This window comes from Brevundimonas sp. D3-1P (genome assembly GCF_055809335.1).
In genome coordinates this window covers 1,103,776-1,126,684 of sequence record NZ_CM147908.1, presented here as the reverse complement: position 1 = coordinate 1,126,684, position 22,909 = coordinate 1,103,776, and the positions used below count along the sequence as shown (strand labels likewise).

Here is a 22,909-nt window from a genome sequence, read left to right as displayed (position 1 = left end):
GGCTACGGTGGCGCGCGAACGGTTCGACCCCATCTGAGACGCCGGACGAAGAAGGAACGATCCATGAAGATCCTGATGGTGCTGACCTCTCACGACGAACTCGGCGATACGGGCAAGAAGACGGGATTTTGGCTGGAGGAACTGGCCGCGCCCTATTACGCCCTGAAGGATGCGGGGGCCGAGATCGTGCTGGCTTCGCCCAAGGGCGGGCAGCCGCCGCTTGACCCCAAGAGCGACGACCCGGACGCCCAGACCGAGGATACGCGCCGCTTCAAGGCCGACGCCGAGGCGCAAGCCGCCCTGGCCTCGACCCTGGTCCTGTCGTCGGTGAATGCCGATGATTTCGACGCCGTCTTCTATCCCGGCGGTCACGGGCCGCTGTGGGACCTGGCCAACGACGCGGATTCGATCGCTCTGATCGAGGCCTTCGCCAAGGCGGACAAGCCGACCGGCTTCGTCTGTCACGCGCCGGGCGTGCTGAAGGCGGTGCGCGGGCCGGACGGGAAGCCGCTGGTCGAAGGACGCAAGGTGACGGGATTCACCAATACGGAGGAACAGGCCGTGGGCCTGACGGAAGTGGTGCCCTTCCTGGTCGAGAACGTGCTTATCGCCAATGGCGGCGACTATTCCAGGGGGCCGGACTGGGGCAGCTATGTGGTGACGGACGGCAAGCTGGTGACGGGCCAGAACCCCAGCTCGTCGCGCGCGGCGGCCCAGGCCCTGCTGGAGCTGTTGAAGGGCTGAACGATTGCGTCTCCTCCCCGCCAAGCGCGGAGGAGACGGGTTGTTTCGGCTCAGCGCCTGCGGGGCGCGAGGATGTCGAACAGGCGATCCGGCGTCCCCTCGATCCGCTCCAGCCGGGGGTAGCGCAGGCCGTCGCGGTAGTCGAAGGCGACCGTGCGGAAGCGGTCGCCGGATTTGAGCAGCAGCTCCAGCGGGGCGTCGGTTCCCTTGGCGGCGGCGACGGCGTCGCGCAGGACCTCGGCCGAGCCGGCCTTGCCGTTGACGGCCACCAGAGACCAGCCGGCGCCGATCCCCTGGTCGAAGGCGGGGCCGCCCCAGCGGATGTTGGTCAGCTTGTCGCCCGACAGGGTGAAGCCCAGCGAATACTGGAAGTCGTTGGCCCAGCCGGTCTGGACCGCCTTTTCGTCGGCGTTCGGCGTGTCGGTGTAGGTCAGTCGCCAGCCGGCGCGGGCCAGGCCGTCCAGCGGCGCCTTGGCGTCGGTGCCGACCGCATCCAGGCGGCTGCGCAGGAAGCTGGCCCAGTCGTGCGGATAGACGGCGTTCAGGGCCGCGACCACGTCCTGGAAGGTATAGCCCTGGGGCGCCCATTGGCCGTCGTCATGGCCGAAGAAACCCCGTGCGAAGTCATCGAGGGACTTCCTGCCGTTCGTGCCCTCGCGGATCAGGGTGTCGGCGTCCAGCCAGACCAGCAGGCTTTCGCGGTAATAGTCGCCGGTGCCGCGCATCCACGACGGATACTGGCCGGGCACGCGATAGCCCAGGAGGTTGTGGTTGTTTGTGTCCTGAAGCGCGCGCCATTGGCGGCCCGGCTGGTTGTCGTAGAAGGCCGCGACATTGGCCAGGGTGGCCAGGGCCACGCCCCTGGAATGCAGGCCCGAGCGCGCGGCCAGGACGTCGCCCCAGTATTCGGTCTGGCCCTCATAGACCCACAGCAGGGTGTTCTGGGTCGGGACGTTGTGGTTGGCGGTAAGCTCGTCCGCCGGGCGCATGAACTTGCCGTTCCAGGAATGCGCATATTCGTGGGGCAGCAGGCCCCGGTCGCCCGCGCTCTTGGCCCAGTCGGCGAAGAAGGTCGGGGCGCCGGTGTTCTCGGAGCTGCGATGATGCTCCAGCCCGATGCCGCCCATCTGGTCGGTCAGGGCGAACAGGAACTCGTAATGGTCGAAGTGGCGGGCGCCGAACAGGCGGTCGGCCTGCTGGACCATGGTCTCGAACAGCTTCAGCTGGTCGTCGGTCGCCGCCAGCCCCTTGGCCTCGTCGGCCAGAATGTTCAGATGGACCTTGTCGCCGCTGGGGTCGATGTCGACGCGGCGATAGTGGGCGCCGGCGAAGACGGGGCTGTCGATCAGGGTGTAGAGGTCGGTGGGGGCGAAGGTCGCCACGTCGCCTTCCTGGGACGCCGTCGTCAGGGCCGTGCCGTATTTCCATCCGGCGGGCAGGACCAGCGACGGGGCGACCTGGATCTGGCGGCTGAAATAGCCGGCCGGATAGAGGATGGCCTTCTCCCACTGAAGATTGACCATGGCCGGGGTCATCAGCACGCGCCAGTTCGAGCTGTCGGGCTGGGTCAGCTGCTGGAACTCGACCTCGATGGCGTCGACGCCCGCCGGGATGTCGAGGTGGAAGGCGTAGGGGTCGAGCGTGTCGCGCAGCCATTCGATCCGCCGGCCGTCGGCGGTGACGGTCAGGCCCGACAGAAGCTGGATCGGGCCGGTCGCGGCGTGGTTGCCGGGCAGGTATTTCGGATAGAGCAGGGTCAGCGGCCCCGGCGCCGCGACGGGGATGGTCTGGCTGACGCGGATGATGCGGCGATCCAGGTCGGTGATGTCGGCGCGGTACTGGATGACGCCGGGATAGGGCCGGTCCTGCGGCGCGGGGATGGCCGGCTGGTCGCGGGGCAGGGCCAGGGGCGCCTGGGCTGCGTCGACGACGACGGGGGTGGACTGGAAGCTGTGGGCCAGGGCGGGAAGGGCGACGCCGCTCATCAGAAGGGCGAGGCAGGCGACGGTCAGGCGGGTACGCGGCATTCGGTCATCCGGTTCGGCGGGGAAGCCGCACCGTCGGGCGCGCGGGGCGATGCGTCAAGCATGAGCCGCCGGGTGCGGCGTTAAAGACCCCTCCGTCACGGCGCGAAGGCGCGCCGCGCCTCCTCCCCACGGAGTGCGGAGGAGATCCTTCATTCGGTCTTCAGCGCCGCCTGGGCGTCAGGATGTCGGTCAGGCGGTCGGGCGCGCCGGGGATGCGTTCCAGGCGCGGGTAGCGAAGGCCGTCGTGGTAGTCGAGGACGACGGTCTTGAACTGGTCGCCGTCCTTGACGATCAGGGTGACGGGCACGGCCGGGTCCTTGGCGGCGGTCACGGCGGCGGTGAGGCGGTCGGGGGTCGAGGCCTGGCCGCCCACGGCGACGATCTCCATGCCCACGGCCAGGCCCGCCTTGAAGGCCGGGCCGTTCCACTGGACGCTGCGGATCTTGTTTCCCTCGCCGGTCTGGAAGCCCAGGGAATAGGTGAAGTCGTTGCGCTTCAGCTCCGAATACAGGGTCTTCATATAGTCGGTGGGCGTGTCGGCGTAGGTTAGGCGCCAGCCCCCGCGCGCCAGCCCGTCCAGCGGGGCGCGGGCGTCGGGGCCGTCCGCATCCAGGCGACTGCGCAGGAAGGTCGCCCAGTCGTTGGCCACCACGCCGTTCAGGGCGGCGACCACGTCGTCGAACGTATAGGGGGCGGGCGCATAGTCGCCGTCCTGGACGCCGTAGAAGGCGCGGGCGAAGTCGTCGAGCGACTTCCTGCCGTTCGTCTTCTCCCGGATCAGGGTGTCGACGTCGAGCCAGATCAACTGCCCCTCCGAATAGTAGTCCTCGTCGCGCTGCCACGACAGCCAGCCCTTGGCCTGGCGCTGACTGATGATCGGGTCGTTGGTCGTGTCCTGCATCGCGCGCCATTCGCGCCCGACGCGGGTGTCATAGGTCGCGGCGGTCAGGGCCAGGGAGTCCATCGCCTGCTGGGCGGTAAGAAGGCCGGACCGGGCGGCGATCACCTGGCCGTAGTATTGGGTCTGGCCCTCATAGACCCACAGCAGGCTGTTCTGCAGGGGACTGTTGAAGTTCGGCACATACTGGTCGGCGGGGCGGCGCCATTTGCCGTCCCAGGAGTGGTTCATCTCGTGGCTGAGCAGGTCGCGGTCGGCCAGATGCGTCGCCCAGCCGGTGAAGAAGGCGGGATCGACCGAATTCTCCGAACTGCGATGATGCTCCAGCCCGATGCCGCCCAGCTTGTCGGTCATGGCGATCAGGAAGTCGTAGTGATCGAAGTGGCGCGCCCCGTACAGGCGGTCCATCTGCGTCACCAGATTGCGCAGGATCTGGATCTGCTCGTCCGTGGCGTTCAGATTGTCGGCCTCGTCCGCCACGATATTGGCGCGCACCGGCGAGCGGCCGCCGGGGTCGAGGTCGATCTGGCGATAGTGGACGCCGGCGAAGACGGGGCTGTCGATCAGCACCTCCAGATCGACCGGCTTGAAGGTCTGGAGATCGCCGTCCTTGGTCTCGGGCTCCAGCGCCGTGCCGAAGGACCAGCCCGAGGGGAACCTGACCGTCGGCTGGATCGTGATGTTCCGCGACCAGTGGCCGGCCGGATAGAGCAGCATCTTCTCCCACTGGATGTTCAGCATTTCGGGCGTCATGGTGATGCGGCCCTGGGCGCCGGTGGTCGGCGACAGGTGCTGGAGCTTCACCTCCAGGGCGGTCGCGCCGGCCGGGACGACGATGTGGTAGGCGAAGGGACGAAGGGTGTCGCGCACCCATTCCACCCGCTGGCCGTCGGCGCTGATCTCGAGCCCCGCCAACTGGGGGATCGGGCCGACCGGCCCGTGATTGCCGGGCAGCCATTCGGGGAAATAGAGCACCATCGGGCCGGGGCGGGCGACCGGAATGGTCTCGGTCACGGCGAAGATGCGCTGGGCCAGATTGGTGGCGTCGACATTCAGCCGGATCACGCCGGGATAGGCGACGTCCTGGGCGTCCGGGATCGGCGGCAGGGGCGCGGGCAGGGCGGGGGCGTAGGTCGACGCCTGCTGAGCCAGGGCGGCGGGGGCGGCCGAGACGACAAGCAGCGCCAGGCCGAGGCCGGGCGCGGCGGTGCGAAGACGGGTCGGGATCATCACGGACACTCAGACTGCCTGGGGGGAGGCGCGACAGTCCGCCGCAGGGGGCGGCGCGTCAAGCCGGCAGGGAAGTTGGACTTCAGAAAAAACAGTCCAACGAGTCCAAGAGTCCAAGTTTTCAGTCCGGGCGATCAGAGGTCGTGGGGCGCGGCGCGCATGGCGCCGATCGCCGTCTTCAGGTCCGCCAGATTGCGGCCGACCCTCTCGTTGAGGCGGCGGATGCGGTCGGCGTCGCGGTCGTGGGCCAGGGCGGCCAACTCCTTGTGCAGTCGGGTCCAACCCCGCGCCTCGATCATGCGGCCCTGGCGGATGGCGCGGGCGGCGTTGAACCAGGCCTGTTCGCAAAGGTCGGCCGCGACCGGCACGCCGTCGTCGTACGGATAGGCGTCGGCTTGCGCGGCGGAGGTGTCGTCCCGTGGCGAGGCCGGCGGGGCGGCGTCCGTTTCCGGGGCGCCGGCGGCGTCGGGATCGTCGTCGATCGGCGCGGGCGCCGGCATCCAGTTGCGATAGTCGCCGGGATCGTCCGAGACGTGGAAGGGCGCGCCGGACGCCGGCTGGTCCATGCGCCGCCAACCCTCCTGCTGGGCGCGCCAGCGGAAGGTGGACAGAGGCAGGCTGTGGCGCTCGCAAACCTCGGCGGCCGAGCCGCCCGCCAGATAGTCGGCGCGGGCTGCGGCCCAGGTCTCGGCCGAGCGTCGGGTCTGGGGCGGCGGCGGGGAGTCGGGCAGGTATCGGAGGTGATCGGTCATGCCGGCCATGATACGGCCGCCGCCTCCTATGGCCGGAAGATGGACGCTGCCGGCAGGCAAGGCGTTGAAAAGACAGGCGACGCCGCGCCGGAATAGGATGGAGCGCGCCCACCGCCCCGCCTGAAACGCCGGTTCAGCCCGGCTTGACCTCCAGCAGTTCGACCGAGAACCGCAGGGTGGAGTTGGGCGGCAGTTCGTCGCCGCCGACCCAGCGCGAGCCATAGGCCAGGGAAGCGGGAATGACGAATTCGTAGATCTCGCCGACGTGCATCAGGCCCACGCCCTCGGTCCAGCCCTTGATGACGCGGTTCAGAGGGAATTCGGCCGGTTCGTTGCGGGAATAGGAGCTGTCGAACTCGCGCCCGTCGATGAAGGTCCCGCGATAGTGGACCTTGACCGTGTCGGTCGGGCCGGGGCGCGGGGCGTCGGGATGGGCCTTGCCGACGCGGCGATACTGAAGCCCGCTCTCGGTCGTGGTCCAGCCGCGCCGGGCGCCGTTCCAGGCCAGATAGTCGGCGTTGCCCCGGTCCCAGACCTGCTGGGGCGTAAGGCCCGCTTCGCCCTGCACCTGGGCGGCGGCGCGGGCGGCGGCGGAGGCCGTCTCGGCATAGGTCACGGGCTTGTGCGTGGCGCAGGCGGACAGAACGCCGGCGGAGAGGGCGAGGACGGCGAACAGGGGCAGGGCGGTGCGAGTCATGAAGCGACGCTAGAGGACGGCGATCATGGCGGCAATGCGTGACTTTTCCTCCCCGTTGCGTAGCAATGGGGAGGGGGACCGCGAAGCGGTGGAGGGGCTGTTTGCGGTCTGAACCGATCATTTTTCAGCGGGCTGCGAAGATGCGACGTAGCTTGACGCCGCCGGAGGCGAGGCTGTGGGCCTGTCTGAAAGGCGGCAAGCTGGGCGGCTTCAAGTTTCGACGTCAGCATCCGATCGGACCCTATATCCTGAACTTCTATTGCGCGGCAGCGCGGCTGGCCGTCGAGGTGGACGGCGCGATCCATGAGCAGGACGGTCAGGCCACGCATGATCTGCGCCGCACCGCCTGGCTGGCCGCGCAGAAGATCGATGTGGTTCGCTTTTTCGCCTTGAGCGTAAGAGATGGGCTGGATGAAATCCTGATGTTCCGGCGGGCGAGGTTCGCGCGCGGTCAAGAGAACGTCAGCGAAGCTGAAACAGCCCCTCCACCACGCCCTTCGGGCGCGGTCCCCCTCCCCATCGCGTGCGACGGGGAGGATAGGCCTTTATTTCGTCGCGAATGCGCGTATATGTGCGCGTTCCCGCAACACTCCATTTGAGTCTGCGCGCAAGCGCCGAGGCCCGGTCCGTCGCCCTCCGACCGGAGCGAAGGCGCGGCTCCTTCCCCAGGGAGCCGGTACATTTCAGGCGTCCTGGCCCGGCAGCGGGCCGAGGGTGGACGCCGAAACCCTGGCTGCGGACGCTGAGAGGCGCGCCGTGGCTGCTGCATTTCGCGCGCGGCTTCCCGGGTCGTGCGTCATGGGAAACACTGAATGACTGACGTCGCCCACGATCTCGCCATCAACGGTCAGATCGCTTCCGCCACCTCGTTCACCGGCAAGAAGCGCATCCGCAAGTCCTTCGGGCGCATTCCCGAAGCGGTGCAGATGCCGAACCTGATCGAGGTTCAGCGCGCCTCCTACGAACAGTTCCTGCAGCGCGAGGTCCGTCCGGGCCAGCGTCGCGACGAGGGCATCGAAGCGGTCTTCAAGTCGGTGTTCCCGATCAAGGACTTCAACGAACGCGCCATCCTGGAATACGTCTCGTACGAGTTCGAAGAGCCGAAGTACGACGTCGAGGAATGCATCCAGCGCGACATGACCTATGCCGCGCCGCTGAAGGTCAAGCTGCGCCTGATCGTGTTCGAAACCGACGAGGAAACGGGCGCCCGTTCGGTCAAGGACATCAAGGAGCAGGACGTCTACATGGGCGACATCCCGCTCATGACGGACAAGGGCACCTTCATCGTCAACGGCACCGAGCGCGTGATCGTGTCGCAGATGCACCGTTCGCCGGGCGTCTTCTTCGACCACGACAAGGGCAAGACGCACTCTTCGGGCAAGCTGCTGTTCGCCGCCCGCGTGATCCCCTACCGCGGGTCCTGGCTGGACTTCGAGTTCGACGCCAAGGACGTGGTCTATGTCCGCATCGACCGCCGCCGCAAGCTGCCGGCCACGACCTTCCTGATGGGTCTGGGCATGGACGGCGAGGAAATCCTGAAGACCTTCTACGAGACCGTGCCCTACGAGAAGCGCGGCGAGGGCTGGGTCACGCCTTACAAGGCCGAGCGCTGGCGCGGGGTGAAGCCCGAGTTCGACCTGGTCGACGCCGACACCGGCGAAGTGATCGCCCAGGCCGGCCAGAAGATCAGCGCGCGCGCCGCCAAGAAGCTGGGCGACACCACGACCTCGCTGTCGCTGGCCGCCGACGCCCTGCTGACGAAGTATCTGGCCAATGACGCGGTGAACTTCGAGACCGGCGAAATCTTCGCCGAGGCCGGCGACGAACTGGACGCTCCGACCATCGAAGTGCTGGAGCAGAACGGCTTCACCACCATCGAGGTGTTGGACATCGACCACGTCACGGTCGGCGCCTATATGCGCAACACCCTGCGCATCGACAAGAACGACAACCGCGAGGACGCCCTGTTCGACGTCTATCGCGTGATGCGTCCGGGCGAGCCGCCCACCCCCGAAGCCGCTGAGGCCATGTTCAACTCGCTGTTCTTCGACAGCGAACGCTACGACCTGTCGGCCGTCGGCCGGGTCAAGATGAACATGCGCCTGGAAACCCCCGAGGTCTCCGACGAGATCCGCGTCCTGCGCAAGGAGGACGTGCTGAAGGTGCTGCAGATCCTGGTCGGCCTGAAGGACGGCCGGGGCGAGATCGACGACATCGACAACCTGGGCAACCGCCGGGTCCGCTCGGTCGGCGAACTGCTGGAGAACCAGTACCGCGTCGGTCTGCTGCGGATGGAGCGCGCCATCAAGGAGCGCATGTCCTCGGTCGATATCGACACGGTCATGCCGCACGACCTGATCAACGCCAAGCCGGCCGCCGCCGCGGTTCGCGAGTTCTTCGGTTCGTCGCAGCTGTCGCAGTTCATGGACCAGACGAACCCGCTGTCGGAAATCACCCACAAGCGTCGCCTGTCGGCGCTTGGGCCGGGCGGTCTGACGCGCGAGCGCGCGGGCTTCGAGGTCCGCGACGTCCACCCGACCCACTATGGCCGCATCTGCCCGATCGAGACGCCGGAAGGCCCGAACATCGGCCTGATCAACTCGCTGGCCACCCACGCACGGGTGAACAAGTACGGCTTCATCGAAAGCCCCTACCGTCGCGTCAAGGACGGCCAGGCCCAGGGCGAGGTGGTCTACATCTCGGCCATGGAGGAGTCGAAGTACACGATCGCCCAGGCCAACATCGAACTGAAGGACGGCCAGATCGTCGAGGACCTGGTCCCCGGGCGGATCAACGGCGAATCCCAGCTCCTGAACAAGGACGCCGTGGACATGATGGACGTGTCGCCGAAACAGGTCGTTTCGGTCGCCGCCGCCCTGATCCCCTTCCTGGAAAACGACGACGCCAACCGCGCGCTGATGGGCGCCAACATGCAGCGTCAGGCCGTGCCTCTGGTGCAGTCGGACGCGCCGCTGGTCGGCACCGGCATGGAGGCGGTCGTGGCCGTGGACTCCGGCGCCGTCGTGGTCGCCCGTCGTGACGGCGTCGTCGAACAGATCGACGGCACCCGCATCGTCGTGCGCGCCACCGGCGACGTGGACGCCGCCCGTTCGGGCGTCGACATCTATCGCCTGTCGAAGTTCCAGCGTTCCAACCAGTCGACCTGCATCAACCAGCGCCCGATCGTGCGCGTGGGCGACGAGGTCAAGAGCGGCGACGTGATCGCCGACGGTCCGTCGACGGACCTGGGCGAACTGGCCCTGGGCCGCAACGCCCTGGTCGCCTTCATGCCGTGGAACGGCTACAACTTCGAAGACTCCATCCTGATCTCCGAGCGCATCGTGCGCGACGACGTCTTCACCTCGATCCACCTGGAAGAGTTCGAAGTCGCCGCCCGCGATACGAAGCTGGGGCCCGAGGAAATCACGCGCGACATCCCCAACGTCGGCGAGGAAGCCCTGCGCAACCTCGACGAGGCGGGCATCGTGGCCATCGGCGCCGAGGTCCAGCCGGGCGACATCCTGGTCGGCAAGGTGACGCCGAAGGGCGAAAGCCCGATGACTCCGGAAGAGAAGCTGCTGCGCGCCATCTTCGGCGAGAAGGCTTCGGACGTGCGCGACACCTCGCTGCGCCTGCCGCCCGGCGTCGCCGGCACCATCGTCGACGTTCGCGTCTTCAACCGTCACGGCGTCGACAAGGACGAACGCGCCCTGGCCATCGAACGCGCCGAGATCGAACGCCTGGGCAAGGACCGCGACGACGAGCTCAAGATCCTGGAGCGCAACGTCTATGGCCGCCTCAAGCCGCTGATCATCGGCAAGAACGCCGTGTCGGGCCCGAAGGGCATCGGCCGCGGCGAGCTGACCGAAGAGAAGCTGGCCGAGGTCAGCCGGGGTCTGTGGTGGCAGATCGCCCTGGACGACGAAAAGGCCATGGGCGAGCTGGAGGCGATGAAGCGCCAGTTCGAGGACGCCCGCAAGCAACTGGACCGTCGTTTCGAAGACAAGGTCGAGAAGCTGCAGCGCGGCGACGAACTGCCCCCCGGCGTGATGAAGATGGTCAAGGTCTTCGTGGCCGTGAAGCGCAAGCTGCAGCCCGGCGACAAGATGGCCGGCCGTCACGGCAACAAGGGCGTCATCTCCAAGATCCTGCCGATCGAGGACATGCCGCACCTGGAGGACGGCACCCACGTCGACGTCGTTCTGAACCCGCTGGGCGTGCCGTCGCGCATGAACATCGGCCAGATCTTCGAGACCCACCTGGGGTGGGCCGCAGCGGGCCTGGGCAAGCAGATCTCCGGTCTGCTGGAAGCCTGGCAGCAGGGCGGTCAGAAGCAGGCCCTGATCGACCGGCTGACCGAAATCTACGGCGAGGACACCCCTCTGCCCCAGGACGAGGAAGAGCTGATCGAACTGGCGAAGAACCTGTCCAAGGGCGTGCCCTTCGCGACCCCGGTCTTCGACGGCGCGCACATCTCGGACATCGAGCGTCTGCTGGAAGAGGCGGGGCTGAACAAGTCGGCCCAGTCGATCCTGTACGACGGCCAGACCGGCGAACAGTTCAAGCGTCCGGTCACGGTGGGCTACATCTACATGCTGAAGCTGCACCACCTGGTCGACGACAAGATCCACGCCCGCTCCATCGGCCCGTACTCGCTGGTCACGCAGCAACCGCTGGGCGGCAAGGCGCAGTTCGGCGGTCAGCGCTTCGGGGAAATGGAGGTCTGGGCGCTGGAAGCCTACGGCGCCGCCTACACCCTGCAGGAGATGCTGACGGTGAAGTCGGACGACGTGGCTGGCCGGACCAAGGTCTACGAGGCCATCGTCCGCGGCGACGACAGCTTCGAGGCCGGCATTCCCGAGAGCTTCAACGTGCTCATCAAGGAAATGCGTTCGCTGGGTCTGAACGTGGAGCTGGAGAACAGCTGAGGCGCGCGCCGCCTCAGGGTGGCGAGTAACGAGCGGCGAGTGGCGAGTGAAGAAATTCAGCGCCGTGATCGCCCTTCTTGCTCGCCACTAACCACTCGCCACTCGACACTATTTTCAAGCGGCCCTCGCGCCGCAGAAGGAAAACAAGATGAACCAGGAAGTCCTGAACATCTTCAACCCGGTCCCGGTCACGCCGACCTTCGACCAGATCAAGATCGCCCTGGCCTCGCCGGAGAAGATCCGGTCGTGGTCGTTCGGCGAGATCAAGAAGCCGGAAACCATCAACTACCGCACGTTCAAGCCCGAGCGTGACGGCCTGTTCTGCGCCCGTATCTTTGGCCCGACCAAGGACTACGAATGCCTGTGCGGCAAGTACAAGCGCATGAAGTACAAGGGCATCATCTGTGAGAAGTGCGGCGTCGAAGTCACCCTGGCCCGCGTTCGCCGCGAGCGCATGGGTCACATCGACCTGGCCGCCCCGGTCGCCCACATCTGGTTCCTGAAGTCGCTGCCCAGCCGCATCTCGCTGATGCTGGACATGGCGCTGAAGGACGTTGAGCGCGTCCTGTATTTCGAGAACTACATCGTCACCGAGCCGGGCCTGACCCCGCTGAAGCAGAACCAGCTGCTGACGGAAGACGAATTCTATCGCTATCAGGAAGAATACGGCGACGACGGCTTCACCGCCGAGATCGGCGCCGAGGCCGTCCGCAACCTGCTGATGGGCATCGACCTGCACGCCGAGGCCGAGAAGCATCGCGGCGAACTGGCCGACAACCCGTCGGAAATGAAGGCCAAGAAGGCGTCCAAGCGCCTGAAGCTGATCGAGGCCTTCCTGGAATCGGGCAACAAGCCCGAGTGGATGATCCTGACCATCGTGCCGGTCATCCCGCCGGAACTGCGTCCTCTGGTGCCGCTGGACGGCGGTCGTTTCGCCACGTCGGACCTGAACGACCTGTATCGCCGCGTGATCAACCGCAACAACCGCCTGAAGCGCCTGATGGAGCTGCGGGCGCCGGACATCATCATCCGTAACGAAAAGCGGATGCTGCAAGAGTCCGTCGATGCGCTGTTCGACAACGGCCGTCGCGGTCGCGTCATCACCGGCGCGAACAAGCGTCCGCTGAAGTCGCTGGCCGACATGCTGAAGGGCAAGCAGGGCCGCTTCCGTCAGAACCTGCTGGGCAAGCGCGTCGACTATTCGGGCCGTTCGGTCATCACCGTGGGACCGGAACTGAAGCTGCACGAGTGCGGCCTGCCCAAGAAGATGGCGCTGGAGCTGTTCAAGCCCTTCATCTATGCGCGCCTTGACGCCAAGGGCCTGTCGGGCACCGTCAAGCAATCCAAGCGCATGGTCGAGCGCGAGCAGCCCGCCGTCTGGGACATCCTGGACGAGGTCATCCGCGAGCACCCGGTTCTGCTGAACCGCGCGCCGACGCTGCACCGTCTGGGCATCCAGGCGTTCGAACCCAAGCTGATCGAGGGCAAGGCCATCCGCCTTCACCCGCTGGTCTGCACCGCCTTCAACGCCGACTTCGACGGCGACCAGATGGCCGTTCACGTCCCGCTGAGCCTCGAGGCCCAGCTGGAAGCGCGCGTGCTGATGATGTCGACCAACAACATCCTGTCGCCCGCCAACGGCAAGCCGATCATCGTGCCGTCGCAGGACATCGTCCTGGGTCTGTACTATCTGTCGCTGGTCAAGGACGGCGAGCCGGGCGAAGGCAAGCTGTTCGCCAACATCGGCGAGATCGATGCGGCGCTGGACGCCAAGGTCGTGACCCTGCACACGCGCATCAAGGCGCGCTGGACCGAGCAGGACGCCGAAGGCAAGGAAGTGACCAAGGTCATCGACACGACGCCGGGCCGGATGAAGCTGGCGGCCCTGCTGCCGCGCAATCCGAACGTCGGCTATCGCCTGCTCGAGAAGAACCTGACCAAGAAGGAGATCGGCAACCTGATCGACGTAGTCTATCGCCACTGCGGTCAGAAGGCGACGGTCATCTTCGCCGACCAGATGATGGGCCTGGGCTTCCGCGAGGCGGCCAAGGCGGGCATCTCGTTCGGCAAGGACGACATCGTGATCCCGGCCAAGAAGGCCGAACTGGTCGCCGAGACCCGCACCCAGGTCGAGGAGTACGAACAACAGTACGCCGACGGCCTGATCACGCGCGGCGAGAAGTACAACAAGGTCGTCGACGCCTGGGCCAAGGCCACGGACCGGATCGCCGACGCCATGATGGGCGAGATCGCGCAGCCGCGCGTGCTGATCGAGGGCGAGAACCCCGACATCAACTCGGTCTTCATGATGGCCAACTCGGGCGCCCGCGGTTCGCAGGCGCAGATGAAGCAGCTGGGCGGGATGCGCGGCCTGATGGCCAAGCCGTCGGGCGAAATCATCGAGACGCCGATCACTTCGAACTTCAAGGAAGGCCTGACCGTCCTCGAATACTTCAACTCCACCCACGGCGCCCGCAAGGGTCTGGCCGACACCGCGCTGAAGACCGCCAACTCGGGTTATCTGACCCGCCGTCTGGTGGACGTGGCGCAGGACTCCATCGTCACCGAACAGGACTGCGGCTCGACGCGCGGCATCACCCTGCGGGCGGTGATGGAGGGCGGCGACGTCCTGGTCTCGCTGGGGCAACGCATCCTGGGCCGCTACGCGGCCGAGGACATCAAGGAGCCGGGCACGGACACCGTCCTGTTCCCCGCCGACACCTATCTGGTCGAGGAAGTCATTGAGGCCGTCGAGGCCGCCGGGGTCCAGTCGGTCAAGGTGCGTTCGGCCCTGACCTGCGAAGCCGAGGCCGGCATCTGCGCCCACTGCTACGGCCGTGACCTGGCGCGCGGCACCAACGTCAACATCGGCGAAGCGGTCGGCGTCATCGCCGCCCAGTCGATCGGCGAGCCGGGCACCCAGCTGACGATGCGGACCTTCCACATCGGCGGCACGGCTCAGGTGGCGGAAACCTCCTTCATGGAGGCGACCAACGCCGGCGTGGCCAAGGTGGTCGGACCGACCGTCGTCGCGGCCCACGGCGACCTGGTGGCCATGAGCCGCAACGTCACCGTGACCGTGGTCGTGGACGGCAAGGACCGCGAGACGCACAAGGCGCCTTACGGCGCGCGCATCCGCGTCAAGGACGGCGGCGAGGTCAAGCGCGGCCAACGTCTGGCCGAGTGGGACCCCTACACCACCCCGATCCTGACGGAAGTCGGCGGCGTGGTGCGGTTCGAGGACCTGGTCGAGGGCCTGTCCGTCAAGGAAGAGACCGACGAGGCGACGGGCATCGCCCAGCGCGTGGTCTCCGACTGGCGCGCCAGCCCGCGCGGCTCGGACCTGCGTCCGGCCATGGGCGTCACCCTGGGCGACGCCTACGCCAAGCTGTCGTCCGGTTCGGACGCCCGCTATCTGCTGCCCGTCGGCGCGGTTCTGTCCGTAGCGAACGGCGACGAGGTCAAGCCGGGCGAGATCATCGCTCGCGTCCCGACCGAAGGCGCCAAGACCCGCGACATCACCGGCGGTCTGCCGCGCGTGGCCGAACTGTTCGAAGCGCGTCGTCCGAAGGACTGCGCCGTCATCGCCGAGATGGACGGCCGGGTCGAATTCGGCCGCGACTACAAGAACAAGCGTCGCATCAAGATCACGCCGGAACCCAACGCCGACGGAGTCCAGGGCGAACCCGTCGAGTTCCTGATCCCCAAGGGCAAGCACATCTCCGTCCACGACGGCGATCTGATCCAGAAGGGAGACTACATCATCGACGGCAACCCCGATCCGCACGACCTGCTGCGCATCCAGGGCGTCGAGGCGCTGGCCGAATATCTGGTGAACGAGGTGCAGGAGGTCTATCGCCTGCAAGGCGTGCCGATCAACGACAAGCACATCGAAGTCATCGTGCGTCAGATGCTGCAGAAGGTGGAAGTCCTGGATGCGGGTGAAACCACCCTGATCCGCGGCGACACCGTCGAAGTCGCGGAAGCGGCCCTGGAGAACGCCAAGGTCGAGAAGCGCGGCGGCCGCATCGCCACCACCCAGCCGGTCCTGCTGGGCATCACCAAGGCGTCGCTGCAGACCCGCAGCTTCATCTCGGCGGCGTCCTTCCAGGAAACCACGCGCGTCCTGACCGAGGCTTCGGTCCACGGCAAGAAGGACATGCTGGAAGGCCTGAAGGAGAACGTGATCGTCGGCCGCCTGATCCCGGCGGGCACGGGCGCCTATCTGCGCTCGCTGCAGAAGATCGCCAACGAGCGCGACGCGGAACTGACCCAGGCTCGCGAAGACGCGATCGAGCCGCTGCCGGCCGATCTGCAACTGGAGCTGGAGAGCAGCGAAGGCTGATCTCTCCGGGTTCGGAACGACGACAGAGGGCGGCGCCGGAGACGGCGCCGCCCTTTTGTCCTTGTGAAGCGAGGCGGCGTCAGTCCTCCCGGCCGCCGATCCTCAAGCCGCCAATGCTTGCTGAAAAGCCCTGGCGACGGCGCTCGCCGCGATTGATGGTGGTCTCCGCGCCCTGACGCATATCGACGCTTGGCACGTCGGGCAGATGCGAACCGGCGCAGCCCGTGCCGAAGTTCGAACCGGGACAGTCGGCGGGACCGACCACGCCCACGCCGCCGGACAAGGGGCGGCGCCGCGCCTCCCACTCCGCCAGGCGCCGCGCGCCTTGGCGAGCGAAGGCGGCGTCGCGTTCCGGGTCGCCCGAGCCGGCGATGGGGGCGGCGTTCTGGCCGCGCTGCATGGCGTCCTCGCGGCAATGGGCGCGCTCGGCGGCGTTCAGCTGATCCGGGGTTGAACAGCCGATCAGTCCCTGGCGCAGGGTGCGGGCCATGGCGTTCGTCCGGCTGTTCGGATCGACCCGCCACGGATCGTCTGGCGTCTGCACGCCCTGAGGCGCCGGCGCGGCGAGCCTGGGGCGCAAGGGGGCGGGGCGGGCGTCCAACTGCGGCGTCGGCTGGGTCGCCCAGCGCGACCGGGTCTGGCGCGCATCCGGGGCGGGCGTCGCGGCCGCGACCTCGGTGGAGGACTGGACCGGGACACGCGGCCGCTCGTCGGGCAAGAGCGGGCGCGGCGCGATGTCGACATAGAGGATCGGCTGATCGGGCGCGGGCGACGGCCCGTCGATGCCCAGGGCGGTGAAGGACAGCACCGCGATCAGGCCGACGTTGATCGCCACCGAAGCCGCCGCCAATCCGATCTTGCGCAAATCCGGCCGCCGCAATCGAGGCCGAGCGAGCGGAGGGTGCGCTGACAAGACGGTCATTTGCGACGCTTTCTGAGGTTGGGCAAAAGGCCGTCCCGCGAAGAGAATAGCTCGACAGATATGTTGGCGCCGCCACATTCGACGATAGGGCCGAGTTGCAGGCAGGGTTCGTCGGCGTCCGTAGGCGCGGCCCGCTGATTTTCCCAGGCCGCCAGACGGCGCGCGCCCTGGCGGGCGAAGGCGGCGTCGCGCTGGGCGTCGCCCGTTCCCGCGATGACGGCGGCGTTCGTGGCCTCGACCCAGCGATCCTCGCAGGCGCGTCGCGCGTCGAATGACAACCGATGCGGCGCATCGCATGAGGGGGTGATCGCGTTTGGACGGGGCGCGGCTGTGTTGACGCGCCATCCGGGGTCTATGCCTTCGTCTTCGCGCGCGGCGATCTGAGGATGCTGCTCCGATGCTAGGTCCCTGTCCGAACCGTGCGGCGGCGCGTTCGGCTTCTCGCGTCGCGCCCCAGGGGGCTCGCCCTGCGTGTGACCATTCGGTCGTTTCGATGCGCGAGCCAGGGTGGGCCAAGTCTCGTCGAGATAGACGATCATCGGCGGGGCGTGCAGCGACGGCCGTCGTGGATCAGGGTCGGTTACGGACAAAAGTACGACGGCTCCGGCATTGAGGCCGATAGCGGCCGCTGCAAAACCGGCCCTGCGCCAATCCAAGCGCGGTTTCCCTATCCGTCCGGGCGCCGCCGCACTCATCGCGCCGTCCCTCGGCTCAAACCTATGTCGTGCGACGACGTCAGGAACGGCGACATCGTCAGTTCATGCCCAGCAGCGACCGAAGACCAGGATAGGGGCCATCGCCTTCGCGGTAGTCCCGCCAGCGTTTCTTGACGGCGGCCTCCTTTTCGAAAGCCGCAGTACGGGCGTCGCCCGTGCGAATCAGCGGCGCCCAAGGGCCCGCTTCCAGGACGGCCGGCGCATCGCAGACCACGCCGCCGTCTAACGGCATTCTGTCCGGGTGAGCGCAAACCGGCGCGTCGGTCCGATCCGGGCTTTCCCGAGGCCAAGTCGTGCCTACTGACGATTGGCGGCGAACCGTCCATTGCGGGTCATAGGCGGGAGAGGGGGGCGGATCGGACCAGGCGCCGTTGGGGGATGCCGCCGCGATTCCTTCGAAACGACGGGGCGACGCTGGATCGGCCCTAGGCCTGTCGTTCAGAATCCTGTCCTCGACACCTGCTTTGGACGACGTTGCGAATGGTGTCGATGCGCTGACGACGACCGGCTCCATGTCGATATAGACCGGCCCCGACGTTGGAATTCGACGCTGAGTCGGTCGTCGTTCCTCCAGGGACATCAGCGCCAGCAGGCCGGCGTTCAGCGCGAGCGACAGCGTGAGCGCCCCTGTCTTGGTCAGCCTCGCCATTCACCATCTCCGGTTGGTTGCACGATCAAGCTGAACGGGAAGCGTGGCGGGTTTCAGGCCGATTAGAGTTCTATTGGGGACCGCAATCGGATGGCGGGGAGGGGAAAGGGCGGGTGTTAACGCGCTTCTTGACCTGACGCCCCAACGCGCGTAGAAGCCGCCCACTTTCGAGGCGTGGCCGGTTCGCCGGTCGCCGAGAACGTGACAATCGAACGGACGGCCTGTGCGCCGCCGGAACGCCCGAAGCGCGCGTTCCGGCCCTTTGTGTTTTCGTGTTCCGGTCCGCCGGAGCGGACCGGGGGGTGTTTGGGGCACGTCCTCAGTCTCGATGACACCCGGGCGAGGGGATGGTCCCCCGTTCACAAGAAGGCGAGAGGCGCTTCGGTCGAAAGACACACGCCTCCATCAGAAGTCGAGACGAGTTTCGAATGCCTACGATCAACCAGCTGATCCGCAAGCCGCGCAAGCCCAAGCCCACCCGCAACAAGGTGCCGGCCCTGGAGGGTTCGCCCCAGCGCCGCGGCGTCTGCACCCGCGTCTACACCACGACCCCGAAGAAGCCGAACTCGGCTCTGCGTAAGGTCGCCAAGGTCCGTCTGGCCAAGAACGGCTACGAAGCCGTGTGCTACATCCCCGGCGAAGGCCACAATCTGCAGGAACACTCGGTCGTTCTGATCCGCGGCGGCCGCGTGAAGGACTTGCCCGGCGTCCGCTACCACATCCTGCGCGGCGTTCTGGACACCCAAGGCGTCAAGGACCGCAAGCAGCGTCGTTCGCACTACGGCGCCAAGCGTCCGAAGTAAGCCATTCGCTTTCGGGCCGTCGCGCCCGGACGCCTTTTCGAGATCTTCCCGGCGAGCGCCGGGCACTGCAAGGAATAACCCATGTCGCGTCGTCACCGCGCCCAGAAACGTGAAGTTCTGCCGGATCCCAAGTTCGGGGACCTGGTCGTCACCAAGTTCATGAACTACGTCATGTACGAAGGTAAGAAGGCCGTCGCCGAAAACATCGTGTACGGCGCCTTCGACATCCTGGCCGACAAGAAGAAGGACCAGGAGCCGGTCGCCACCTTCCACGCCGCCCTGGACAACGTCGCCCCGTCGGTCGAAGTCCGCTCGCGCCGCGTCGGCGGCGCCACCTATCAGGTGCCCGTCGAAGTCCGCCCGGACCGCCGCCGCGCCCTGGCCATCCGCTGGCTGGTCAACGCCGCGCGCAAGCGTGGCGAGAACACCATGACGGAAAAGCTGGCCGCCGAACTGCTGGATGCCTCCAACAACCGCGGCACCGCGGTCAAGAAGCGCGAAGACACCCACAAGATGGCCGAAGCCAACCGCGCCTTCAGCCACTATCGCTGGTAACGCCTTCAAAGCGTCATCCGCACTGACTATCTAAGGGTTTCCGGCGCGGGCGGTTTGAGCTAAATCGCCCGCGCTCGCTTATCCGCCGCATCGACGATCATCCCGAGGGCGCGTTTCGCGTCCTGCACTACTTCTCCAAGGCACGTTTTCATGGCTCGTACGCACAAGCTCGAGGACTACCGCAACTTCGGCATCATGGCCCATATCGACGCGGGCAAGACGACGACGACCGAGCGGATCCTGTATTACACCGGCAAATCCCACAAGATCGGCGAAGTCCACGACGGCGCCGCGACCATGGACTGGATGGACCAGGAGCAGGAACGGGGCATCACCATCACCTCGGCCGCGACGACCGCCTTCTGGCAGAACAAGCGCCTGAACATCATCGACACTCCTGGCCACGTGGACTTCACCATCGAAGTCGAACGTTCGCTGCGCGTGCTGGACGGCGCCGTGACGGTGCTGGACGGCAATGCCGGCGTCGAGCCGCAGACCGAAACCGTCTGGCGCCAGGCCGACAAATACTCGGTGCCGCGCATCGTCTTCGTCAACAAGATGGACAAGATCGGCGCCGACTTCGACAAGTCGGTGGAATCGATCCGCGACCGCCTGGGCGCCAAGGCCGTGCCGATCCAATTCCCGATCGGCGCCGAAAGCTCGCTGAAGGGCCTGGTGGACCTGGTCCGCATGAAGGCCGTGGTCTGGGACAACGACGGCCTGGGCGCGTCCTACCATGACGAAGACATCCCCGCCGACCTGGTCGACAAGGCCAACGAAGCCCGCCAGTACCTGATCGACAACGCCGTCGAGCTGGACGACGAGGCGATGGAGGCCTACCTCGAAGGCGCCGAGCCCGACGAAGCCACCATCAAGAAGTGCATCCGCAAGGCCGTGCTGACCGGCGCCTTCTATCCGATCCTGTGCGGCTCGGCCTTCAAGAACAAGGGCGTGCAGACGCTGCTGGACGCCGTGGTCGACTATCTGCCGTCGCCGCTGGACATCCCGCCGACCCCTGGCATCGACTTCAAGACCGGAGAGCCGGTCGTGCGCAAGGCGTCGGACGACGAACCCCTGTCGGTCTTGGCGTTCAAGATCATGGACGACCCCTTCGTCGGTTCTCTGACCTTCTGCCGCCTGTATTCGGGCAAGATGGAGACGGGCATGAGCCTGCTGAACTCGTCGCGCGACAAGCGCGAGCGGGTCGGCCGGATGCTGCAGATGCACTCCAACAACCGCGAGGACGTCAAGGAAGCCTACGCCGGCGACATCGTCGCCCTGGCCGGCCTGAAGGAAACCCGCACCGGGGACACCCTGTGCGACCCGATCAAGTCGCCCGTCATCCTGGAGAAGATGGAGTTCCCGGCCCCGGTGATCGAGATCTCGGTCGAGCCCAAGACCAAGGGCGACCAGGAGAAGCTGGGCGTCGCCCTGGCCAAGCTGGCTTCGGAAGATCCCTCCTTCACCGTCTCGACCGACCACGAGTCGGGCCAGACCATCCTGAAGGGCATGGGCGAGCTGCACCTGGACATCAAGATCGACATCCTGAAGCGCACCTACAAGGTCGAGGCCAACATCGGCGCGCCGCAGGTGGCCTATCGTGAATCGCTGGGCCGCAAGGTCGACATCGACTACACCCACAAGAAGCAGACCGGCGGCACGGGCCAGTTCGCCCGCGTCATGATCACCTTCGAACCCGGCGAGCCGGGCTCGGGCTTTGTGTTCGAGAACCAGATCGTCGGCGGCGCGGTGCCCAAGGAATACATCCCGGGCGTCGAAAAGGGCCTGAACTCGGCCAAGGACAACGGTCTGCTGGCCGGCTTCCCGCTGATCGACTTCAAGGCGACCCTGACGGACGGCAAGTTCCACGATGTCGACTCCAGCGTGCTGGCGTTCGAAATCGCGGCGCGCGCCGCCTTCCGCGAACTGAAGGAGAAGGGCGCGCCCAAGCTGCTCGAGCCGATCATGGCGGTGGAAGTCGTGACCCCCGAGGAATACCTCGGCTCGGTCATCGGCGACCTGAACGGCCGTCGCGGCATGATCCAGGGTCAGGACATGCGCGGCAACGCCACCGTCGTGAACGCCTTCGTGCCGCTGGCCAACATGTTCGGTTATGTGAACACGCTGCGCGGCATGTCGCAGGGCCGGGCCCAGTTCACCATGCAGTACGACCACTACGAGCCGGTGCCGCAACACGTCGCCGACGAAGTGATCAAGAAATACGCCTAAGCTTTTCCTTTCGGAAAAGCGCACCTAAATAGCGCCCGGTCGGCCAATGGCCGGGCGCCCTTAACCCCAAACTGAAGGAACCCCGGTTCGGGGACCTAGGAGCTAGAAAATGGCCAAGGAAAAGTTCGAACGGACGAAGCCGCACTGCAACATCGGCACGATCGGTCACGTCGACCACGGCAAGACGACGCTGACGGCGGCGATCACGATGACGCTGGCGAAGGCGGGCGGGGCGAAGGCGATGAACTACGCCGACATCGACGCGGCGCCGGAAGAGAAGGCGCGCGGGATCACGATCAACACGGCGCACGTGGAATATGAGACGGCGAACCGTCACTATGCGCACGTCGACTGCCCCGGCCACGCCGACTATGTGAAGAACATGATCACGGGCGCGGCGCAGATGGACGGCGCGATCCTGGTGGTGTCGGCCGCGGACGGCCCGATGCCGCAGACGCGCGAGCACATCCTGCTGGCCCGTCAGGTCGGCGTGCCGGCCCTGGTGGTGTTCATGAACAAGGTCGACCTGGTCGACGACGAAGAACTGCTCGAGCTGGTCGAGATGGAAGTGCGCGAGCTGCTCAGCAGCTACCAGTTCCCGGGCGACGAAATCCCGATCACCAAGGGTTCGGCCAAGGCCGCGACCGACGGCGTGAACCCGGAAATCGGCGAACAGCGCGTTCTGGCCCTGATGGAGACGGTCGACGCCTACATCCCGCAGCCGGAGCGTCCGGTCGACCTGCCGTTCCTGATGCCGGTGGAAGACGTGTTCTCGATCTCGGGCCGCGGCACCGTGGTCACGGGCCGCGTCGAGAAGGGCGTCATCAAGGTCGGCGAGGAAGTCGAGATCGTCGGCATCCGTCCGGTCCAGAAGACGACCTGCACGGGCGTGGAAATGTTCCGCAAGCTGCTGGACCAGGGCCAGGCGGGCGACAACGTCGGCGTTCTGCTGCGCGGCACCAAGCGTGAGGACGTCGAGCGCGGTCAGGTTCTGTGCAAGCCGGGTTCGATCACCCCGCACACCAAGTTCCAGGCCGAAGCCTACATCCTGACGAAGGAGGAAGGCGGCCGCCACACGCCGTTCTTCACCAACTATCGTCCGCAGTTCTACTTCCGCACGACGGACGTGACCGGCATCGTGCATCTGAAGGAAGGCGTCGAGATGATCATGCCGGGCGACAACGCCGAGCTGAGCGTCGAGCTGATCACGCCGATCGCGATGGACCAGGGCCTGCGCTTCGCCATCCGCGAAGGCGGCCGCACGGTCGGCGCGGGCGTCGTGGCCAAGATCATCGCCTAAGCGCGACGATCGGCCTCCAAGGCGCGAGCCTGCCTGGGCCGAAGGACAGAGTAGCGTAACAGAGCGGCCCCCGGAGCGATCCGGGGGCCGTTTTGCTGGGACGGCCGCAAGGCT

Annotated in this window: 15 protein-coding genes; 8 read left to right on the top strand and 7 right to left on the bottom strand. The window is 66.6% G+C overall.

The window, feature by feature from the left end; translation table 11 throughout:
- The first annotated feature begins 63 nt into the window (after positions 1-63).
- A complete protein-coding gene (locus AC0L6G_RS05785; protein ID WP_293828261.1) occupies positions 64-744 on the top strand; it encodes a type 1 glutamine amidotransferase domain-containing protein in 681 nt (226 codons plus the stop codon).
- Between the two features lie 50 nt (positions 745-794).
- Here AC0L6G_RS05785 and AC0L6G_RS05780 read toward each other — a convergent pair whose 3' ends face one another.
- The 4 genes from AC0L6G_RS05780 to AC0L6G_RS05765 form a co-directional block, all read right to left on the bottom strand.
- Positions 795-2,771 carry a M61 family metallopeptidase gene (locus tag AC0L6G_RS05780; protein ID WP_293828260.1) on the bottom strand — a complete coding sequence of 659 codons (1,977 nt, stop codon included), beginning with the start codon at positions 2,769-2,771 and terminating at the stop codon, positions 795-797.
- A 160-nt stretch (positions 2,772-2,931) separates the two neighbouring features.
- A complete protein-coding gene (locus AC0L6G_RS05775; RefSeq protein ID WP_473253216.1) occupies positions 2,932-4,899 on the bottom strand; it encodes a M61 family metallopeptidase in 1,968 nt (655 codons plus the stop codon).
- Positions 4,900-5,033: 134 nt separating this feature from the next.
- The gene (locus AC0L6G_RS05770; RefSeq protein ID WP_293828157.1) at positions 5,034-5,651 is read right to left on the bottom strand and encodes a hypothetical protein; all 618 of its coding nucleotides are present in this window, start codon (positions 5,649-5,651) and stop codon (positions 5,034-5,036) included.
- A 133-nt stretch (positions 5,652-5,784) separates the two neighbouring features.
- On the bottom strand, positions 5,785-6,348 hold the full coding sequence (locus tag AC0L6G_RS05765; RefSeq protein WP_293828158.1) for an FKBP-type peptidyl-prolyl cis-trans isomerase: 564 nt from the start codon (positions 6,346-6,348) through the stop codon (positions 5,785-5,787).
- Positions 6,349-6,500: 152 nt separating this feature from the next.
- Here AC0L6G_RS05765 and AC0L6G_RS05760 point away from each other — a divergent pair, with 152 nt between their 5' ends.
- The 3 genes from AC0L6G_RS05760 to rpoC all read left to right on the top strand — a co-directional run bounded on the left by AC0L6G_RS05760 (position 6,501) and on the right by rpoC (position 15,621).
- A complete protein-coding gene (locus AC0L6G_RS05760) occupies positions 6,501-6,947 on the top strand; it encodes an endonuclease domain-containing protein (RefSeq protein ID WP_473252973.1) in 447 nt (148 codons plus the stop codon).
- A gap of 213 nt (positions 6,948-7,160) precedes the next feature.
- The gene (rpoB, locus tag AC0L6G_RS05755) at positions 7,161-11,276 is read left to right on the top strand and encodes a DNA-directed RNA polymerase subunit beta (RefSeq protein WP_293828159.1); all 4,116 of its coding nucleotides are present in this window, start codon (positions 7,161-7,163) and stop codon (positions 11,274-11,276) included.
- Between the two features lie 148 nt (positions 11,277-11,424).
- Positions 11,425-15,621 (top strand): DNA-directed RNA polymerase subunit beta', encoded by a 4,197-nt coding sequence (gene rpoC / locus AC0L6G_RS05750; RefSeq protein ID WP_293828161.1) that lies wholly within the window; start codon positions 11,425-11,427, stop codon positions 15,619-15,621.
- Between the two features lie 79 nt (positions 15,622-15,700).
- Here rpoC and AC0L6G_RS05745 read toward each other — a convergent pair whose 3' ends face one another.
- From AC0L6G_RS05745 to AC0L6G_RS05735, 3 genes are all read right to left on the bottom strand, one after another.
- Positions 15,701-16,486 (bottom strand): hypothetical protein, encoded by a 786-nt coding sequence (locus AC0L6G_RS05745; RefSeq protein ID WP_293828163.1) that lies wholly within the window; start codon positions 16,484-16,486, stop codon positions 15,701-15,703.
- A 53-nt stretch (positions 16,487-16,539) separates the two neighbouring features.
- Positions 16,540-16,821 carry a hypothetical protein gene (locus AC0L6G_RS05740; RefSeq protein WP_473252972.1) on the bottom strand — a complete coding sequence of 94 codons (282 nt, stop codon included), beginning with the start codon at positions 16,819-16,821 and terminating at the stop codon, positions 16,540-16,542.
- 475 nt (positions 16,822-17,296) lie between these two features.
- Positions 17,297-17,908: a hypothetical protein gene (locus AC0L6G_RS05735; RefSeq protein WP_293828166.1), complete on the bottom strand. Its 612-nt coding sequence runs from the start codon at positions 17,906-17,908 to the stop codon at positions 17,297-17,299.
- A 428-nt stretch (positions 17,909-18,336) separates the two neighbouring features.
- Here AC0L6G_RS05735 and rpsL point away from each other — a divergent pair, with 428 nt between their 5' ends.
- From rpsL to tuf, 4 genes are all read left to right on the top strand, one after another.
- Positions 18,337-18,711, top strand: coding sequence for a 30S ribosomal protein S12 (rpsL, locus tag AC0L6G_RS05730; protein ID WP_008260482.1), 375 nt, complete (start codon positions 18,337-18,339; stop codon positions 18,709-18,711).
- Between the two features lie 81 nt (positions 18,712-18,792).
- Positions 18,793-19,266, top strand: coding sequence for a 30S ribosomal protein S7 (gene rpsG, locus AC0L6G_RS05725; protein ID WP_248121325.1), 474 nt, complete (start codon positions 18,793-18,795; stop codon positions 19,264-19,266).
- A gap of 150 nt (positions 19,267-19,416) precedes the next feature.
- Complete coding sequence (fusA, locus tag AC0L6G_RS05720) at positions 19,417-21,495, top strand: elongation factor G (RefSeq protein WP_314187339.1); 2,079 nt, start codon at positions 19,417-19,419, stop codon at positions 21,493-21,495.
- A gap of 109 nt (positions 21,496-21,604) precedes the next feature.
- Positions 21,605-22,795: an elongation factor Tu gene (gene tuf / locus AC0L6G_RS05715; RefSeq protein WP_314187333.1), complete on the top strand. Its 1,191-nt coding sequence runs from the start codon at positions 21,605-21,607 to the stop codon at positions 22,793-22,795.
- Positions 22,796-22,909: the final 114 nt, after the last annotated feature.

Bases quoted from the DNA above. Each gene is read 5' to 3' on its own strand.
- AC0L6G_RS05785 (WP_293828261.1), top strand. From the start codon at position 64: ATGAAGATCCTGATGGTGCTGACCTCTCACGACGAACTCGGCGATACG.
- AC0L6G_RS05780 (WP_293828260.1), bottom strand. From the start codon at position 2,771: ATGCCGCGTACCCGCCTGACCGTCGCCTGCCTCGCCCTTCTGATGAGC.
- AC0L6G_RS05775 (WP_473253216.1), bottom strand. From the start codon at position 4,899: ATGATCCCGACCCGTCTTCGCACCGCCGCGCCCGGCCTCGGCCTGGCG.
- AC0L6G_RS05770 (WP_293828157.1), bottom strand. From the start codon at position 5,651: ATGACCGATCACCTCCGATACCTGCCCGACTCCCCGCCGCCGCCCCAG.
- AC0L6G_RS05765 (WP_293828158.1), bottom strand. From the start codon at position 6,348: ATGACTCGCACCGCCCTGCCCCTGTTCGCCGTCCTCGCCCTCTCCGCC.
- rpoB (WP_293828159.1), top strand. From the start codon at position 7,161: ATGACTGACGTCGCCCACGATCTCGCCATCAACGGTCAGATCGCTTCC.
- rpoC (WP_293828161.1), top strand. From the start codon at position 11,425: ATGAACCAGGAAGTCCTGAACATCTTCAACCCGGTCCCGGTCACGCCG.
- AC0L6G_RS05735 (WP_293828166.1), bottom strand. From the start codon at position 17,908: ATGGCGAGGCTGACCAAGACAGGGGCGCTCACGCTGTCGCTCGCGCTG.
- rpsL (WP_008260482.1), top strand. From the start codon at position 18,337: ATGCCTACGATCAACCAGCTGATCCGCAAGCCGCGCAAGCCCAAGCCC.
- rpsG (WP_248121325.1), top strand. From the start codon at position 18,793: ATGTCGCGTCGTCACCGCGCCCAGAAACGTGAAGTTCTGCCGGATCCC.
- fusA (WP_314187339.1), top strand. From the start codon at position 19,417: ATGGCTCGTACGCACAAGCTCGAGGACTACCGCAACTTCGGCATCATG.
- tuf (WP_314187333.1), top strand. From the start codon at position 21,605: ATGGCCAAGGAAAAGTTCGAACGGACGAAGCCGCACTGCAACATCGGC.